Below are 17,567 nucleotides of genomic sequence, written 5' to 3' on the forward strand. Positions count from 1 at the left end.
GACTATCGATAGGTCAACGAAATGGTCTTATCTTGAATTTGAAGCGCAAGCTGTGTTGAAAAAGGCAACTTTCCAGCATTCACTTTCTTATAAACCAACTGGTCGCCTTGATCTGCATTCCTGAAAAAAGCGACAACGCCCAAGTACTTGGTGCTGTCTACCTTCGGAAGTTCAAAAGAAGATTCAAGACCAGGCGATACCATTAGTTCCCGCTTTTCTAAAAGCGTTGCAGAAAGAATTTCGTCATCTGATCTTAACAACGCGGCCACATCAGCCTTTTCAAAAACGGCAGGATCACTGAGTTGATAGAACCGAACCAGTACCGCATAAGAAGCGCCTGTCGTATCGGTATTGAGTGTGTCTGATGCAGCAACCGTTACGTTTAAACTAGGCGATGCACAACCCTGAAGAAACGAAATCGAGAGAACTAAAAGTAACCCGAATGGGCGAAAGAAATTAGCCACAGTGCACTCCTTTTAAATGGCTCAGGTCCGTTAAACATCCTGTTCTGGACTTCGAAGGAAGGTTACCACCTCAAAGCAAATCCGCAAAACGGCAGACTGTGATCTACGTGGCAACTCTTCAAAACTTCATGCATTCTTTCAAAAGAACTTTAAAAATTGCGAACATGGTCTCAATTAGAGAACCAGAAAAAGAATGCTCATTAAAAGCTTTAAATGCACCTAAAAGTGAGCACTCTTTTTCACCGAACTGATCGCTATGGCATCAACAGGTTTTTAATCTCGGTAAGGTTTTCTCGATCCAGAATAATTGATTTTGGCAAGTCAGCCCTGGTCAAATCAACGTATCGGATATCAATGTACTCATCCGAGGTATCACCGCTGTTTACAGAAAAGGCCAGCTCACTGCTAGAAACCCAATGGATAACCTTACCCGCATAGACAGGATCCTCTTTATCGAATCCATCGGCGTTTTCAAAAACACCCGCAGCAACTGGCTTCTGATACTCATCCAACAACCGGCTGAGATTACGCGATTCTTCAGTTTCAGTATTTAAAGCCCAAAGATCCAGGTGAGTACTGTTGTTTGTTTTGTCATAACCCCAGTACAGCTGCCATTGACCGCCTTCCGAACGAACCAACTGCGTTTCCAACTGAGTCATTGTACTGTTAGCACTGCCACTATCATCTGTGAAAATTCCTGAAACAACTTCATACTCAGAATCATCTACAGTGCCATCGGCCAGATAAATCGTATTTTGTTTCGCATTGCCGTCATGGCTTAAAATTGTCAATGAAGTCCGATTTTCATTCCATTGCCAATCCGCGACGTTAGAACCGCCCATCTCATTGAGCCACGAAACCGGGACGTTTTTCTTACTATTTGTTGCCCAGCTATGAAGAGTCCAACTACCTGAATTACCCGTATTACTTGGTTCCGTTAAGATACCCAGCCGCTGTCCATCCTCAGACCAATCAAACTCAGACGCAGCGGTTAATACGACGCTACTGCCAGTCAAAGTCAGCAGTAATGAGTCATCCCCATCATGAAGCCTCAAACGATTACCCTGAGCATAAACTACTTGGTTAGCCTCATAGGTTTCGTATCCGTCGACAGCGACTGTGGACATTTCGCTTACCCGGATGGTTTTCCCGTTACCCGGACTCCATCGGAAAAGATGAAGGTTATTTGTAGTGCCTTCCCCTGCAGGAACAGCAACCCCACCAAGGAAAAACAGTTGATTGGTTGTCCAACTTGCTCCAGAAATGACGGAACCAGTAAACGCCACTCCTGTGTCTGATAAGACTTCGACCAGGGGTGTTTCAGAGGCTGGGTTCAATACCTTGACGGTATTTCCAGTGATTAGGGCGGCATGCGCCTGCTCTTCTCGAACTAAGTTATTATCACTCCAGATGAGCGCATCAATAGACAACGTCTCTGACTCCGGTTCCAGCACAGTTTCGACTTCAGGTAACACCAAAGTACTCATCCAGTACAACTTGTCTTGGGCGCTATCTTCATCATGAGGCGCTTGAATAGCCAGGTAATGGCTGTCCTGGCTCCAGTATGACTGAAACTCGTTGCTGTCGTGATTATCAAAATCCAAATTAACGTGATGGTTTAAACCGGTTTTGGCATCAAACAGACGCGCCTGCCATTGGGTGTTGATAAGCAACTGCGTGTAGAAAACATAGCGACCATCTGGCGATATATCGACCAGGTAGTTATCACTAGCCATTGCGTCAGCCGACTTTAAATTCACCTGCTTGGCGCTATAAATACCAGTCAGGTAGAGCGGTTTAGAGTTCGCCGTTTGGACCTCTTCCGTTTGACCATCAATCACGATAAAAGGCTCATTGCTGATATCAACACTGATGCTCTTTTCCGTACGGTCGCCATCCGCATCTTTTACACTGGCTGTCAAAGTAACCTGCTGATTAGTGGCAACACCTACCCCTACTTTAAAGATCGCCGTGGCTCCACTTGAGTCAGGATCCAAGGTAACTGCCGAGTCCGAACTGGACCATTGGTAACTGAACTTGTCTGCTTCGGACTGACCATTATCAATGATGGCACTGACCTGAACGGAGCTGCCCGGATAGGCCTTAGGTGACTGCAGCATGAGCTGAACTGACGGTGCCGAGCCTGAGCCGTCTGGCACCTGAACACACGCCACCAGAACCAGACAAACCAAAGGGGCAATAAAATTACGAATCATCCTTATCTCCTTGGACGAAAGATTAATGTCATCAGAATGTGTAAGCAGCGCCAATCGATACGCCGTTGTAACCGCTGGACATCGGTGTATATTGCCCAGCCAGCCAGACAGAATATTGTGATCGGATCTCTAATCCTAATCTCGCATAGGCTTCGGCTGACAGGCCAAACTCGTTGTCGATGGCAACGGCATCGAGTTCACCCGACTGCGATTGCCACTGGTACTGACCAGCGGTCGCATTAACGGAAACTTGTGGCCCACCACCAAACCAACCCTTCATTCCGCCAACAAAAAAATCATGCTCAATCAAAAAAGCAGCACTACCTGACAAGAAATTACCGCCCACAAGACCCGATTCTTCCGGTGCGATCATCGGCTGATAATGGAGTGAAATCATCGGCGTCATCACCAGATGCTGCTCGACGATTAATGGAATAGATGCACTACCCGCGAGAGATAAACGAACCCCGGGAGTTGCCTGTTCATTCACCGGGCCTGCAAAGCCGGCATACGCGCCGATTGAGTAACGGGAAGCGTCCCATTCTACGGCACTGGCAGTTACCGCCAGACCAAATAGAAAAGCGGCCCGGGCGATCGGGTGGGTCATAGTCGAAATCCTTATCGATGAATGTCCTTAAGGCGCGCATCCTGCCAAAGACACTCATTAAAGTGCAGCGCAATCTTTTCTTTTTGCGATGAAGCGCAAGGTTTCGAGATGAACTCGCTATGGGATTGTGAACTCTGTCTGAAAAAATCAGTTTAAGTGGATTAATAAAAGCAGACAAAAAATCGATCATTTTTCATCCAGGCATTCTTGTTTTATCAGCCAACTAACGGATGTTAACGGCCTCTAAAATACCCAGATAATTCAAAATGAAAACGACCTTACTTTGATGAGGGGTGAGATATAGAAATGCCCATCAACTTAGATAGGCACAGCTTAAGGACTCAGAAGAAGAAATAACGAATAGCAGCGCCGATCAAAACCAATGGCACCAAGATGCGAATGATTTTCGCGTACTTCATCTGCTGCTCTTCGGTCAGATTAGTCGGATTACGCGAGGTGAACATCAACACACCAACAATCGCAATCGCGAGGACAAGTAAAATCTGGACAATAGGTGGCATCAATTGACTCCAAACAGTTCGGCCAACTGTTTACCGGGCTGTTCCGCCCGCATAAAAGCTTCACCGACCAAAAACGAATGAATGTTATTCTCGCGCATCAGGGTAACATCGTCCGACGTCAGAATCCCGCTTTCAGTGACCAGAATCCGATCGTCACCCACCAGCGACTTTAGCTGCAATGTCGTCTGCAGTGAAACCTCAAAGGTATGTAGATTTCGGTTGTTCACCCCAATTAGCCGGTTATCCAGTTTCAGGGCTCGCTGCATTTCTGTTTCGTCATGAACCTCAATTAATACATCCATACCATACTCTGTTGCCTGAGCATGTAGATCGGCCATCTGTGCATCATCCAGCGCAGATGCAATCAACAACACACAATCCGCGCCAATCGCCCGAGCTTCCGCAATCTGGTAAGAATCGATCAGAAAATCCTTACGAATCACCGGCAGTTCAACTGTGTTTCTGACATTAATCAGATAGTCTTCATGCCCCTGGAAAAAATCAGCATCGGTTAACACCGACAAACAAGCCGCCTGACCTTCAGCATAACTCTCGGCAATGGTTTTCGGCTCAAACGGGTCGCGTAGCACACCTTTACTCGGTGATGCTTTTTTGATCTCTGCAATGACGGCTGCCTGCCCATCACCAATACGACGCTCAATAGCCTGAGTAAAACCTCTCGGGCCGGGATAGCGGTCAAACTCCTGTTCATGATCTCGCAAACTTTTATAAGCCTGCCGCTGTTTCACTTCCTCAACTTTACGCGCGAGGATTTTCTTAAGAATGGTTGGGGTATCAGTCATGTTAATCTTCAATAATAACCTGTGGTCGCCTTAACGGGCGCTCTGTGTAAAAAGCGCAAACTCTTTTAATTTTTCACTGGCTAAGCCACTGGATATGGCATCTTCTGCCATGCCGACTCCAGCAGAAAACGAGTCAGCGACACCAGAAACATAGATGGCGGCACCGGCATTGAGCGCAATGATATCCGCAGCGCGAGAGGCCTCTTCCAACCCCTTGCCGGAAAACGCAGTCTGTATCAGCTCCAGACTGGTTTTTGCATCCACTGCATTCAGTCCGGCATGCCCCTGAGTCGCCAAGCCGAAATCTTCCGGACGTACCGTGTACGTCGTCACCTCGCCATCCTTCATTTCTGCAACAAAGGTCGGTGCTGCCAGGCTGAACTCATCCAAACCATCCTGAGCATGTACCACCATGACGTGCTCACTGCCCAAGTTTCGCAATACCTGCGCAAACGGCTCACACAACTCTTTAGCAAAAACACCAATGACCTGCCGCTTTACCCGCGCCGGATTGGTTAACGGGCCCAGCATATTGAAGATGGTTCGCATGCCCATTTCTTTACGCGGACCGATCGCGTGCTTCATCGCGCTATGATGTGCAGGTGCAAACATAAAACCAACGCCTATCGTCTCAATAGCTCTCGCCACAACTTCTGCGTCAACAGACAAATCGACACCGGCCGCTTCTAATACATCAGCACTGCCAAAGGTGGATGATACCGCTCGGTTACCATGCTTGGCGACCTGGGCACCGGCAGCGGCAACCACAAAGGCGCTGGCCGTCGAGACGTTAAACAGTTTCTGTCCGGAGCCTCCGGTACCGCAGGTATCGACCAGATTGGGCGCACTGACATCGACGGGAGTAACCAACTCCCGCATGATTTGCGCAGCGCCGGTAATCTCGTCGATGGTTTCACCCTTCATCCGCAACCCCATCAGAAAGGCGCCAATCTGAGAGTCGGTACACTCACCGGTCATCACCTGACGCATGACCTGCTGCATTTCTTCCTGACTCAGATGCCCGTGGGTAGCAATACGGTTTAACGCCTGTTTAATGTCCATGTTACGTCTCCTGCGCTGCTTTGGTTGGCGCTGCTCGATAGTGATCTATAAAGTTTTTCAGCAATAACAGACCATGCTCCGTCATCACCGACTCCGGATGAAACTGTACGCCTTCGATCATCATGTGCTGATGTCGAATGCCCATGATTTCTTCTCGCGTTCCGTCTTCAAAACAGGTCCACGCCGTCACTTCCAACGATGCCGGCAGACTGGCCTCATCCAACACCAGAGAATGGTAACGAGTCGCCGAAAATGGGGATGGCAGACCGTCAAACACACCCAGGGAGTCGTGCCAGACAGATGATACCTTACCGTGCATGATGCTTTTGGCCTGAACAACCTGTGCGCCGAAAACCTGGCCGATGGCCTGATGTCCCAAGCACACGCCGAAAATGGGTAGTTCACCGGCAAACACCCGAATGGCCTCCAATGAAATCCCCGCTTCGTTTGGCGTGCAGGGGCCGGGTGAAATCATCAGGAAATCCGGAGATAGCTGTCGAATCCCTGCTACATCAATTGCGTCGTTTTTCTTGACCAGCACCTCGACATCCAAACTTTCAAGGTAGTTCACCAATGTGTAGGTGAAAGAATCGTAGTTGTCGATCATTAACAGCATGGTCGGTTTTAATGGCCCCTTCAGTTCAGTAAGCACTTACAGTGGGTCGGAAATACAGCAACGAAAACACTCATGGTAAAGCGAGGATTGTACAATTTCATCTACTGTATTGACTCTATCGCATTTTGTTATAGCATACTAGTACATGAATACATTCAATCCGGAAAAAATCGCATTACTCGATCACTTACTGTCGGCTGAATCACCCGAAGAGCTGGACCTTCGGCTCGAACAGTTGCTGACACCGACCGAGTACGACGAAATCATTAAACGGCTGCAGATCTTCCGAATGCTGGAAGATGGCATCCCTCAACGCCAAATTGCCCAAAAACTCGGTGTTGGCATTGCGACCGTATCGCGCGGTGCCCGCGCTCTGAAACCATCTTAACAGTGAGCCTCATGAGTACCGACTACCCCCCTTTCGAGCTTCCCCGAAAACCGCAATACCTCAAAGTGGCCGACCAGTGTGATTTTTTTGAACTGTTCAAAAAAGTCGAAAAGCGCTACGACAACTGTTTTATGCTGGAATCGCTTGGCGAAGACAGCCACGTTGCCCGGCATACCATCATGGGGTTTGACCCGGAGAAAGTTCTGTTCGCCAATGGCCAGTCACTGACGATTGTTGAACGAGACGGCACATCGACGACCTTGGCTTGCGACAACCCCTATTACAAGCTGCGCGAACTGATGCCGCAAAACATCATTTCCCGAATGTACGCCGGAGGCCTGACCGGTTATCTCGGGTACGATGCGATGAATTATTTCGAACCGACCATGAACCTGCAGGCCAGCGACCTGTTCGACGCGTTTCGCTTCGGCCTGTTTAAAGATGGTCTGGTTCTCGACAAAATGACCGGTGAGTTGTTTTATTTCTATTATGACGAAAACCGGATCGACGACATCCGTGCGCTGCTGAATGAACCCTATGAAGGCAATGGGTCGCTGCGAATCACCAGTCTGGGTGACAGCATGACCCGTGAAGAGCACAAAAACGCCGTGCTCAAAGTCAAACAGGACATCATCGACGGTAAGATTTTTCAGACCGAAGTCGGCTTTAAAAAACATTTCAAATTAGAAGGCGATGCCATCAACCTCTATGAGCAGTTACGCGAGGTTAATCCGTCACCACAGATGTATTACGTGAAGTTTGGTGATCAGAAACTGATCGGCGCCAGTCCGGAACTGCTGTTCCGACTTCGCCAGGGAGAGATGGAAACCTTTCCGCTGGCCGGCACAACTAAACGCGGTGCCACGAGCGAAGAAGACACCAACCTGGCACGAGACTTACTGAACGATCCAAAAGAAATTGCTGAACACAACATGATTGTCGACCTGCATCGAAATGATATTGGTCGGGTTGCCCGCTTTGGTACGGTGAAAGTTCGCAGCCTGATGGACATTAAGCGCTTTTCCCACGTTCAGCACATCGCCAGTGAGATCGTCGGCATCATCGATGAGAAAGAGGACATGTTTTCGGCACTCGCGAGTAACTTCCCGGCCGGCACCCTGACCGGTGCGCCAAAAATCGAAGCCATGAAAATTATTGACGACCTGGAGTCGGATGGCAGAGGACCCTATGGCGGAGCCGTCGGTCATTTTTCGTTTAACGGGAACTGCACCTTTGCCATTCCGATACGAACCGTTTTTGCCAAGGGTGAACAGGCCTATGTGCAGACCTGCGGCGGCAACGTATACGATTCCAATCCCGACGATGAGTATGAAGAAATCATGCGAAAGTTCGCCGGCACCCGAAAAGTCCTGGAGCAGTTTATGTTTCCGACCGATAAGACCTCGAGAGGAGCCGACTGAGCCATGAACATCCTGATTATTGACAATTACGATTCGTTCACCTTCAACCTGTACCAGTTTATCGGTGAAATTCTTGAACGGGAACAACGCCAGGGCACCTTGGAGCGCTTTGATATCGTCGTCAAACGCAACGATGAAGTCTCGCTGGCCGACGTCCAAACCATGGCCCCCGACCGGATCATCATTTCGCCAGGGCCCGGCAGCCCGGACGATAAAGCTTACTTTGGTGTCTGTGCCGAGGTTATTACCGAAATGGGGCCGACTACACCGTTGCTCGGCGTTTGCCTGGGCATGCAGGGGATTGTGCATTGTTTTGGCGGCGATATTGTTAAAGCGCCACTGCCCATGCACGGGAAAATAAGCCCGGTGAATCATGACAATAGCGGGGTTTTCCGAGATCTGCCGGATCAATTGGAAGTGATGCGTTATCATTCGCTCATTGCAAATGCCCAGACACTGCCCGAGTGCCTGCGAGTGAATGCCACTGTAGGCGATCTTGGTCGCGATGACTTTGAAGACCGAGCCAAACTGTCTGCCGCCGGTGATTTTGAAATCATGGGTGTCGTGCACCGGAAATTCCCGATCACCGGTATTCAGTTTCACCCGGAGTCGTTCGCAACCGAAGGCGGTCAGGATCTGATTCGACAATTTTTGTTTCAGGCCTGATCCCATTAACCACAGCAGACTGGGGCGGTGAACACAACAACGACGAATTGGAGGCTCACGCATGAGTTCAACATTCCACCCGCCACAACGCACCCTGATGGGTCCCGGCCCTTCCGATGTATCGCCACGCGTACTCGAAGCCCTGGGCCGGCCAACCATCGGGCATCTGGACCCAAGCTTTATTGATCTGATGGACGACTGTAAGCGATTGCTGCAGTACGCCTTTCAAACGAAGAATGCCTTAACCATCCCGATTTCCGCACCCGGCTCTGCCGGCATGGAAGCCTGTTTTGTCAATCTGCTGGCGCCCGGTGACAAAGCCATTGTCTGTCAGAACGGCGTCTTTGGTGGGCGGATGAAAGAAAACGTCGAGCGTATCGGCGCCACCGCCGTCATGGTTGAAGATGATTGGGGTCAGCCTGTTGATGTCGCCAAAGTTGAAGAAACTCTGAAAGCCCATCCCGACGCCAAAGTCCTAGCGTTTGTTCACGCAGAAACCTCAACCGGGGTACGCTCGGATGCCGCCGCATTATGTCAACTTGCGCAGCAACACGATTGCCTGAGTATTGTCGACACCGTGACCTCTCTCGGCGGCATTGAGTTAATAGTCGACGCTTGGGGCGCGGACGCCGTTTACTCTGGCACGCAAAAATGTCTGTCGTGCGTACCGGGCATTTCTCCGGTGACTTTCAGTGCCAAAGCCGTTGATGCCATCAACGCCCGAACTCACAAAGTACAAAGCTGGTTTCTCGATATGCAGCTGGTCATGGGTTATTGGGGCAGTGGTGACAAGAAGCGGGCTTACCATCACACGGCACCCGTCAATGCCATGTATGCCCTGCACGAATCGCTGTTGATACTTGAAGAAGAAGGTCTGGACGCGCTTCACGCCCGCCATCGCCTGAACCACAACGCCCTGGTTGCCGGGTTAGCCGCCATGGGGCTGGAGATGCTGGTTGACGAAGACTATCGACTGCCTCAGTTGAACAGTGTCGTGATTCCGAATGGCACCGACGATGCCGCTGTGCGAGCAACCTTATTGAACGACTACCAGTTGGAAATCGGTGCAGGCCTTGGCACCCTCGCCGGAAAGGTTTGGCGAATCGGGCTCATGGGCCACGCCAGCAACCGCAAAAATGTGCTGCTGTGTCTCGATGCGCTGGAAAACACGCTAAAAGCTCAGGGCGTGAACATTAACGAGGGTGCGGTTGCCGCCGCCATGACCGTCTACTCAGACGCTCGTTAAGCTCTTTTGCCAAACCTGAGTCCAGCTAACGACCGACCACAATGGTCGATCGTTGGCTGAGTATCGGTGAGAACTCGTTATACCCGACTGATCAATTGAAGCACATCTCGTGGGCGCTCATTGGCCTGAGCCTGCACGGCCAGCCCGATCTCTTCACGAATCTGGTTCTGTGTGAGATCGGAAATTTCACGAGCTAAATCTGCGTCACGGATCCGACTTTCCGATTCCGCGTTATTGATGGACGACTCCGTCAACGATTCAACACGACTTTCGATTTGATTCTGCAGTGCCCCCACCTGAGCACTGGCTTCAGAGAACGTTCCCAATATCTGGTCGGCCGCCTGCAGAGATTGGCTGGCGGAGGCTTGTGACTCAACATTCAGTTCATTCAAACCGGCGTCTAACACCTGTTGTGTCACGCGACCTAAATCAACCTCCAATGTATCGCCGGCATCGGGGCCGACCTGAAAGGTCTGTGGTTCGTCGTTTTGAAACAGGGAACGACCATTAAACTCGGCACCTTCGAGCGCGGTTCGGATCTGCTCCTGGATGCCTTCAACTTCCGTTTGAATCAGCGCCCGATCGTCATCCGTATAGGTGGCATTGGCCGCCTGTACCGACAACTCCCGAATACGCTGGACGCCATCAACAAGGCTGTCGATGGTGCCAGAGGCCACCTGCGTCAGAGAAATACCATCACCGGCGTTACGGATGGCCTGCAGTTCACCGGCGCGCTGCGCTGAGAAGCCCTCGGCAATGGCAATCCCGGCCGCATCGTCGGCCGCTTGATTCACTCGCTGACCACTGCTAATCCGCTCGAACGATTGGTTCACCTGCTCTGTACTGCGAGTAACTGCGGGCTGAACCGTTGACGTATTGATACCCACCATCGCTGACCTCCTGAAAGAAAGTACGACAGTCACAGCATACGGATTTCCGCGGCGGCCTGTGTTTCATTCTGTGAACTTGCTGATTTTTTACGGTGTATTGGAGCATTACTGACAGTCGTGAAGCCCCTCAAACACCGTAAAAAGTTGGTCGCCGCACGCATAAAAAAAGCCGGCAATGGCCGGCTTTCAAACAACTCACACGAAGATCAACGATAAACAGGTAAGGTTTTGCAGATATCCAACACCTTACCTTTCACTTCGTCGATGGCTGCATCAGCATTGCCCGATTCCAGACCATCCAGCACATCGCAGATCCAGCCAGCCAGTTCACGCGATTCTGCTTCTTTGAAGCCACGACGGGTGATCGACGGCGTGCCGATGCGCAGACCCGAAGTCACAAAAGGAGAACGCGGATCGTTCGGGACTGAGTTTTTGTTCACGGTAATGTTGGCACGACCCAATGCGGCATCGGCGTCTTTACCGGAATACTCTTTACCGATCAGGTCCACCAGGAACAGGTGGTCTTCGGTACCGTTAGAGACAATGTTGATACCGCGACTCATGAACTCTTCGGCCATCGCCTTGGCGTTTTTCACGACCTGAGCCTGATACTCTTTAAAAGCAGGTTCCATCGCTTCTTTGAAGCATACGGCCTTCGCAGCAATCACGTGCATCAATGGACCACCCTGGCTCTCCGGGAACACGGCGAAGTTGAACTTTTTGTTCAGCTCTTCATTGTCGTGCGCCAGAATCAGACCGCCACGAGGACCGCCCAGAGTTTTGTGCGTCGTCGTCGTTAAAACATCGGCAAATGGCACCGGGCTTGGGTAAACACCCGCAGCAACCAAACCGGCAATGTGCGCCATGTCGACAAACAGGTAAGCGCCGACTTCATCAGCAATTTTACGGAAGCGCGCCCAGTCGACGACCATTGAGTAGGCCGAGAAGCCCGCAACAATCATTTTGGGTTTGTGTTCACGCGCCAGCTGCTCGACCTGATCATAATCGATCTCACCGGTTTCCGGGTTCAGACCGTATTGTACGGCGTTGTAAATACGCCCGGAGAAAGACACAGCCGCGCCGTGGGTCAGGTGGCCGCCATGCGCCAGACTCATCCCCAGTACGGTATCGCCAGGTTGGCACAGAGCCATGTAAACTGCGGCGTTTGCCTGAGAACCCGAATGCGGCTGAACGTTTGCATAGCCGGCACCGAACAGTTCTTTGGCCCGTTCTATCGCCAGTTCTTCGACCACATCGACATGTTCGCAGCCGCCGTAATAACGTTTACCCGGATACCCTTCGGCATACTTGTTGGTCAACTGAGAACCCTGAGCCTGCATCACTCGCGGCGAGGTGTAGTTTTCTGAAGCAATCAGTTCGATGTGCTCTTCCTGGCGCACACGCTCTGCTTCCATCGCTTTCCATAAATCGGCATCGTAATCGGCGATGTTCATGGATTTATCAAACATATCTCTCTCCGCATTAGGTCAGAACTGTTACCTCAACAAGGCCAATAAACCGTTGGTGCCGCTGCTGAGGTAACGCCTCTGAGAAATCGACCAAGAAGTCAGATTCTGTTCAGAAATTCGTCAGATTCAGGAAAGCCGCTATTTTACACATTGATCGGGTCAATCCCAGTCACAGACAGAAAAACTTTCGCAACAATCTGTTCCGGTGAATGCCGAGGTCTATCCAGAGCCTCAAGACTGGAGAACTCTAAACAACAACTGGCAAAACCCGACAGTAATTACAGTTGAGCTAGCACCCGGTTGTTGCTAACGTCGTTCAATCATTAATGACGACAGAGGACGTCCTCCATGCCGCTTAAATTAAAACTGCTTTGGCCATTTCTGGTAACGCTGTTGTTACCACTGGTCGTCGCATGGTTTGTGTATCCAAACCACCTGCCGCCGAGCTTTGGTACCTTTCCACCCGTCGAAGTGCCGGGTACCCCTGGGTTTAACTGGATTTATTTTACCGTTCTGGCCATTGGCGGCCTGGCCGTAACCGCACTGATTCTGTTTCCGAAGCTGTTCGGTTTCCAGGGCGCGACACCGGCCCCGAAACCAACACCCACCTCCTTTCCCTGGTGGTTCTGGGTGGGTGCGGCCTTCATGTGCGCATTCTGGTGGCTGATGTGGAGCCGATCCACCCTGTTCGGTGATCTGGTGTACTTTTCCTTTTCGCCGATGTGGTGGGGCTTCATCATCATGCTCGACGGCATTGTCTACGCCCGTACCGGAGGCAAAAGCCTGATCCGCAATCGGCCGACGCTGTTTATCATCTCGACACTGTTTTCAGTATTCGGTTGGTACTATTTCGAATACTTCGACTACTTCGTACTCAGCAACTGGTATTACCCCAATGGCGTGACGTCGCCATTATCACACGCCACCGTGGTGGCGATTTTCCTGGTCGCCTATTCCACCGTCTGGCCGGCCATTTTTGAGTGGTACACGCTGCTGAACAGCTACCCAAAACTGGTGGCCCGGTACCAAAATGGACCAAACCTGCCTTTGCAGGGCAGTTGGTTGATCATTGGTGGTATCGTCGTCATCGCGGCTTGCGTGGCGTGGCCGTATCCAGTGTTCTGGGGGCTGTGGATCGGCCCGCTGGCCATGATCGTCGGGCAACTGATGCGATTGGGCATCTGGACGCCGATGGAGTCGGTCCGACAGGGCAACTGGTCACCGGCCATTTTAATTGCCGTCGCCTCGTTATTTAACGGTTTCCTCTGGGAGTTCTGGAACCACGGTAGCGAAGCTTATAACCCGTTTAATATGAGCGGCCCCATTGCGCAGGTAAACCCGAACTATTGGATTTATGATGTTCCCTACGTGAACATCATTCATCTCTATTCTGAAATGCCATTGCTCGGCTACTTCGGTTATTTGCCGTTCGGTATCTTTGTTTGGGTCATGTACATCTGGGCTGGCAAGTTGTTCGGCTGGCGCAGCGATCTCGACCTGTAAATCCGCTGAACACTCCTCGATAACCACCGTGGCTGGCTGATCACAATGTTGCCAGTCACGGTCAAAGCCATCCCCAGAACCGCCGCCGCATTAAAGCGATACCCTTCAAACCACCAAGACAGCAACAGCGCAATCATGGGGAACATCACGGTCGCGTAGGCAGCTCGATTCGCGCCGATTCTGGCCACCAGCATCAAGTAGGTGGTAAAGGCCACAATGGACCCGAACACACTGAGGTAAACCAACGCCCCCCAATAGACTGGCGAATCGGACATCACCAATGGCTGACGCTGAATCACCAACAGAATCACTAACAGTCCGGCCCCGTAAGTCATGGCATACGCATTGGTAGTCAGCGGTGACAACCCCTTCTGGCTGTGTCGTTTCGACACCATGTTCCCCAACGAAAAGAACAAGGTTCCCAACGCCGCCAGGGCGGCACCACGAACCACCTGGGTATTCGTGTTGTCCGTCAGCTCCGGCCAGAACAACAGACTCAACCCCGACAAGCCAAACCCGGCGGCGATGAACACCGATACCGGCAATCGCTCACGAAAAAACACCCGGTTATTCACCGCGTTGAACAGCGTTGCCAATGAAAAGATGACCGAGACCAACCCACTGGAAATGTATTGAGTGGCGGAGTAAAAACACAGGAAATTCATCGAAAACAGACACGCACCCTGCAACACCATAAACCCCTGATCACGCCGCGTGGTTTTCTGTAACTTGCCCAATAACGCCATTGCCGGAAGCATCAATGCAGCCGCCAGGGCGAATCGATACATAACAGACACACTGACCGGAACCTCACCCACCTGAAAGTAAATGGCCAGCCAGGTGCTGCCCCAGATCACGACGGTGATAGCGTAAAGTATTGCGTTCATTGGATTGCCTATTTTCTGCAATGTGGTTGGATGAGCACAGTGCCACAGCACCTTCAACGGACTTGCACATTCTTGCGGTGAATCGATCGAACCGCTTGCCAGATCCGCGCGGACATCGTAGCTTTCGCCCTATGAAACACTCTCTGGTTTATCATACTCTGTCCGGCTCTAATGCCCGCCTGCTCGGTGAACGTCGACTGACAGACGATCTGCACCTGGCGTTCTGGCAGAACCACAATGACAGGGTGCATTACACAAAAGACAAACAGCATACGCTGAGTCTGTACCTGAATGGCGGTCACGGCAGTCGCCGGGTGGATGGTCGCTACCGAACGTCCGGACGCACCGGTGCCGCCGGAACCCTGTGCTTGCTGCCTCAAGGCGAAGAATCCACATGGGAAATCAGCGAAACCCATCGCTTTGCTCACCTCTACTTTCCGGATCGGGCGATCAAACGGTTCGCCGAACGCGAGCGCAATATGGATCCCCAACGGGTGCAGTTGCCAGACCTCACCTTTGCGCAGCACGAGTCGCTGGAAGCGCTCACCAGACACCTTTTTTTGACGGCTGCCAACGACAATCCACTGCAGGTTGAACAGAAGCTGCTGCCGATTTACGACTGTCTGATTTCAATCGCGCTCGACCAACCGGTAACACAACCCTGGCGAGGCGGACTCAGCACCGTTCATCAGCGTCGACTTAAGGAGTACCTCGCCGAACATTTCGAACAGACCCTAACACTGAGTGACCTGGCCGGGCTGGTCGATCTGAGCGAATATCACCTGCAACGTGCCTTCAAAACCAGCCTCGGCTGCTCGCCCGCAGAGTACCAGCGGGAACTGCGTCTGGACCATGCCAGACACCTGCTGTCATCCGGTGAACAGGCCAACAGCGTTGCCATCGCCTGTGGCTTTGCCAACCCGGCCCATTTCAGCCGAATATTTAAACAGCATCTTGGCGTGACCCCGTCCGAGTACCGGACTCTGGCTTAAACATCTGCGTCCGACACATTGTCCGACGGAGGGTGTGACTTCGAGCAGCCCTTCCACTAAACTCGCGTCTTCATATGCAACATTAAAGGCAGTCTTTGTGGCTCAATACGTTTTTACTATGAATCGTGTCGGGAAGGTCGTCCCTCCCAAGCGTGAAATCCTGAAAGACATATCACTTTCCTTCTTCCCGGGCGCAAAAATTGGTGTTCTGGGTCTGAACGGTGCCGGTAAGTCGACGCTGCTGCGCATCATGGCCGGCATCGATACCGACATCATCGGTGAAGCCCGACCACAGCCTGATCTGAACATTGGTTACCTGCCACAGGAACCGGAACTGGACGACAGCAAGACCGTCCGCGAAGTGGTTGAAGAATCACTGAACCACATTAAAGAAGCGCAGGCTCGCCTGGACGAAGTCTACGCCGCCTACGCTGAACCCGATGCCGACTTTGACAAGCTGGCCGCCGAACAGCAAAAGCTGGAAAACATCATCAATGCCTCGGACGGTCACAACACCGAGAACCGACTCGAAATCGCCGCCGATGCACTGCGTCTGCCGGAATGGGATGCCAAGGTTGAACATCTGTCAGGTGGTGAACGCCGCCGGGTCGCTTTGTGTCGTCTGTTGCTGGCCAACCCCGACATGCTGTTATTAGACGAACCGACCAACCACCTGGATGCCGAGTCCGTCGCCTGGCTTGAACGCTTCCTGCACGAGTATCCGGGGACCGTCGTGGCCATTACGCACGACCGTTACTTCCTCGATAACGTCGCCGGCTGGATTCTGGAACTCGACCGCGGTCAGGGCATTCCGTTCGAAGGCAACTATTCCAACTGGCTCGAAGCCAAAGAAAAGCGCCTTGAAACTGAACAGAAACAACAGGCCGCTCGCGAGAAAGCTATTAAAGCCGAGCTGGAATGGGTCCGACAGGGCTCTAAAGGCCGTCAGTCCAAATCCAAGGCTCGTCTGAAGCAGTTCGAACAGATGAACTCTCAGGATTATCAGGCGCGTAACGAGACCAATGAAATCTACATTCCGCCTGGCCCACGTCTGGGTGATGTGGTGATTGAAGCTCAGGATGTCAGCAAGGCTTTCGACGGTCGTGTGCTGTATGAAGACCTAAACTTTGTCGTCCCACCGGGCGCGATTGTCGGCGTCATCGGCGGTAACGGTGCCGGTAAGTCCACATTGTTCAAGATGATTACGGGACAGGAAACACCGGACTCCGGAACCATTAAAATCGGTGAGACGGTCAAAACCGCTTTCGTCGGCCAGATGCGCGAACTGGATGGCGATAAAACCGTTTGGGAAGAAGTATCCGACGGTATGGACACCATCACCATCGGCACCTATGAAACCTCTTCGCGAGCATACATCGGCCGCTTTAACTTCAAAGGCAGCGACCAGCAGAAGCTGGTGAAAAACCTGTCCGGGGGTGAACGTAACCGCCTGTTCCTGGCCAAGCTGTTGAAAGAAGGTGGCAACGTTCTGCTGTTGGACGAACCGACCAACGACCTCGATGTGGAAACTCTGCGCGCACTCGAAGAAGCCTTACTGGCCTTCCCGGGCGCCGCCATTGTGATCTCGCACGACCGCTGGTTCCTCGACCGGATCGCAACCCACATTCTGGCATTTGAAGGTGAGTCCAATGCGGTCTTCTTTGAAGGTAACTACACCGAATACGAAGAAGATTACAAACAGCGTACCGGCAACGAAGGTCCGCACCGTATCAAGTACAAACGTATCAAGTAAGCCGATACGACCCGAACCAGCGCCGGCCATCGCCGGCGTTGTGATTTCAGCACAGAAGTAATG

The 17,567-nt window shown here is 51.7% G+C and carries 17 protein-coding genes; 7 read left to right on the forward strand and 10 right to left on the reverse strand.

Going from position 1 to position 17,567, the window contains the following annotated elements; translation table 11 throughout:
- Window positions 1-2 precede the first annotated feature (2 nt).
- The 7 genes from tssJ to MED297_RS08955 form a co-directional block, all read right to left on the reverse strand.
- Complete coding sequence (gene tssJ, locus MED297_RS21230; RefSeq protein WP_008044203.1) at window positions 3-464, reverse strand: type VI secretion system lipoprotein TssJ; 462 nt, start codon at window positions 462-464, stop codon at window positions 3-5.
- Window positions 465-718: 254 nt separating this feature from the next.
- A complete protein-coding gene (locus MED297_RS08930; protein ID WP_008044204.1) occupies window positions 719-2,680 on the reverse strand; it encodes a hypothetical protein in 1,962 nt (653 codons plus the stop codon).
- 31 nt (window positions 2,681-2,711) lie between these two features.
- The gene (locus tag MED297_RS08935) at window positions 2,712-3,287 is read right to left on the reverse strand and encodes a hypothetical protein (RefSeq protein WP_008044205.1); all 576 of its coding nucleotides are present in this window, start codon (window positions 3,285-3,287) and stop codon (window positions 2,712-2,714) included.
- A gap of 341 nt (window positions 3,288-3,628) precedes the next feature.
- Window positions 3,629-3,808, reverse strand: a complete 180-nt coding sequence (locus MED297_RS08940; RefSeq protein WP_008044206.1) for a hypothetical protein — start codon at window positions 3,806-3,808, stop codon at window positions 3,629-3,631.
- Complete coding sequence (gene trpC / locus MED297_RS08945; protein WP_008044207.1) at window positions 3,808-4,611, reverse strand: indole-3-glycerol phosphate synthase TrpC; 804 nt, start codon at window positions 4,609-4,611, stop codon at window positions 3,808-3,810. The genes MED297_RS08940 and trpC overlap by 1 nt, the downstream gene beginning before the upstream one ends.
- A 30-nt stretch (window positions 4,612-4,641) precedes the next feature.
- Complete coding sequence (trpD, locus tag MED297_RS08950; protein ID WP_008044208.1) at window positions 4,642-5,673, reverse strand: anthranilate phosphoribosyltransferase; 1,032 nt, start codon at window positions 5,671-5,673, stop codon at window positions 4,642-4,644.
- Window position 5,674: 1 nt separating this feature from the next.
- A complete protein-coding gene (locus MED297_RS08955) occupies window positions 5,675-6,289 on the reverse strand; it encodes an anthranilate synthase component II (RefSeq protein WP_008044209.1) in 615 nt (204 codons plus the stop codon).
- Window positions 6,290-6,434: 145 nt separating this feature from the next.
- Between MED297_RS08955 and MED297_RS08960 the strand changes: the two genes are divergently transcribed.
- The 4 genes from MED297_RS08960 (at window position 6,435) to MED297_RS08975 (ending at window position 10,010) form a co-directional block, all read left to right on the forward strand.
- Entirely contained in the window at window positions 6,435-6,677 is a 243-nt protein-coding gene (locus tag MED297_RS08960; protein WP_008044210.1) for a Trp family transcriptional regulator, read from the forward strand.
- An 11-nt stretch (window positions 6,678-6,688) separates the two neighbouring features.
- Window positions 6,689-8,098 (forward strand): anthranilate synthase component I family protein, encoded by a 1,410-nt coding sequence (locus tag MED297_RS08965; protein ID WP_008044211.1) that lies wholly within the window; start codon window positions 6,689-6,691, stop codon window positions 8,096-8,098.
- A 3-nt stretch (window positions 8,099-8,101) separates the two neighbouring features.
- Window positions 8,102-8,764, forward strand: coding sequence for an anthranilate synthase component II (locus tag MED297_RS08970; protein ID WP_008044212.1), 663 nt, complete (start codon window positions 8,102-8,104; stop codon window positions 8,762-8,764).
- A gap of 61 nt (window positions 8,765-8,825) precedes the next feature.
- Window positions 8,826-10,010 carry a pyridoxal-phosphate-dependent aminotransferase family protein gene (locus tag MED297_RS08975; RefSeq protein WP_040556935.1) on the forward strand — a complete coding sequence of 395 codons (1,185 nt, stop codon included), beginning with the start codon at window positions 8,826-8,828 and terminating at the stop codon, window positions 10,008-10,010.
- A gap of 77 nt (window positions 10,011-10,087) precedes the next feature.
- Here the strand turns inward: MED297_RS08975 and MED297_RS08980 are convergent, their stop codons facing one another.
- Complete coding sequence (locus MED297_RS08980; RefSeq protein WP_008044214.1) at window positions 10,088-10,900, reverse strand: flagellin; 813 nt, start codon at window positions 10,898-10,900, stop codon at window positions 10,088-10,090.
- Between the two features lie 206 nt (window positions 10,901-11,106).
- Window positions 11,107-12,369 carry a serine hydroxymethyltransferase gene (gene glyA / locus MED297_RS08985; protein ID WP_008044215.1) on the reverse strand — a complete coding sequence of 421 codons (1,263 nt, stop codon included), beginning with the start codon at window positions 12,367-12,369 and terminating at the stop codon, window positions 11,107-11,109.
- Between the two features lie 348 nt (window positions 12,370-12,717).
- Between glyA and MED297_RS08990 the strand changes: the two genes are divergently transcribed.
- The gene (locus MED297_RS08990) at window positions 12,718-13,872 is read left to right on the forward strand and encodes a hypothetical protein (protein WP_008044216.1); all 1,155 of its coding nucleotides are present in this window, start codon (window positions 12,718-12,720) and stop codon (window positions 13,870-13,872) included.
- Here the strand turns inward: MED297_RS08990 and MED297_RS08995 are convergent.
- Window positions 13,788-14,759: a DMT family transporter gene (locus MED297_RS08995; protein ID WP_040556936.1), complete on the reverse strand. Its 972-nt coding sequence runs from the start codon at window positions 14,757-14,759 to the stop codon at window positions 13,788-13,790. The genes MED297_RS08990 and MED297_RS08995 overlap by 85 nt on opposite strands.
- Window positions 14,760-14,890: 131 nt before the next feature.
- On the opposite strand from MED297_RS08995, the gene MED297_RS21235 reads away from it, so the two are divergent.
- Entirely contained in the window at window positions 14,891-15,751 is an 861-nt protein-coding gene (locus tag MED297_RS21235) for a helix-turn-helix domain-containing protein (protein WP_161599290.1), read from the forward strand.
- Window positions 15,752-15,848: 97 nt separating this feature from the next.
- Window positions 15,849-17,504, forward strand: coding sequence for an energy-dependent translational throttle protein EttA (gene ettA / locus MED297_RS09005; protein WP_008044220.1), 1,656 nt, complete (start codon window positions 15,849-15,851; stop codon window positions 17,502-17,504).
- Window positions 17,505-17,567 lie beyond the last annotated feature (63 nt).

The organism is Reinekea blandensis MED297 (assembly GCF_000153185.1).
GTDB classification, from domain to species: domain Bacteria; phylum Pseudomonadota; class Gammaproteobacteria; order Pseudomonadales; family Natronospirillaceae; genus Reinekea; species Reinekea blandensis.

Coding starts and splice junctions, on each gene's coding strand:
- MED297_RS08970 (WP_008044212.1), top strand. CDS start 8,102: ATGAACATCCTGATTATTGACAATTACGATTCGTTCACCTTCAACCTG.
- MED297_RS08955 (WP_008044209.1), bottom strand. CDS start 6,289: ATGCTGTTAATGATCGACAACTACGATTCTTTCACCTACACATTGGTG.
- MED297_RS21235 (WP_161599290.1), top strand. CDS start 14,891: ATGAAACACTCTCTGGTTTATCATACTCTGTCCGGCTCTAATGCCCGC.
- MED297_RS08995 (WP_040556936.1), bottom strand. CDS start 14,759: ATGAACGCAATACTTTACGCTATCACCGTCGTGATCTGGGGCAGCACC.
- MED297_RS08935 (WP_008044205.1), bottom strand. CDS start 3,287: ATGACCCACCCGATCGCCCGGGCCGCTTTTCTATTTGGTCTGGCGGTA.
- MED297_RS08960 (WP_008044210.1), top strand. CDS start 6,435: ATGAATACATTCAATCCGGAAAAAATCGCATTACTCGATCACTTACTG.
- MED297_RS08965 (WP_008044211.1), top strand. CDS start 6,689: ATGAGTACCGACTACCCCCCTTTCGAGCTTCCCCGAAAACCGCAATAC.
- MED297_RS08940 (WP_008044206.1), bottom strand. CDS start 3,808: ATGCCACCTATTGTCCAGATTTTACTTGTCCTCGCGATTGCGATTGTT.
- MED297_RS08930 (WP_008044204.1), bottom strand. CDS start 2,680: ATGATTCGTAATTTTATTGCCCCTTTGGTTTGTCTGGTTCTGGTGGCG.
- trpD (WP_008044208.1), bottom strand. CDS start 5,673: ATGGACATTAAACAGGCGTTAAACCGTATTGCTACCCACGGGCATCTG.
- trpC (WP_008044207.1), bottom strand. CDS start 4,611: ATGACTGATACCCCAACCATTCTTAAGAAAATCCTCGCGCGTAAAGTT.
- MED297_RS08990 (WP_008044216.1), top strand. CDS start 12,718: ATGCCGCTTAAATTAAAACTGCTTTGGCCATTTCTGGTAACGCTGTTG.
- glyA (WP_008044215.1), bottom strand. CDS start 12,369: ATGTTTGATAAATCCATGAACATCGCCGATTACGATGCCGATTTATGG.
- MED297_RS08975 (WP_040556935.1), top strand. CDS start 8,826: ATGAGTTCAACATTCCACCCGCCACAACGCACCCTGATGGGTCCCGGC.
- MED297_RS08980 (WP_008044214.1), bottom strand. CDS start 10,900: ATGGTGGGTATCAATACGTCAACGGTTCAGCCCGCAGTTACTCGCAGT.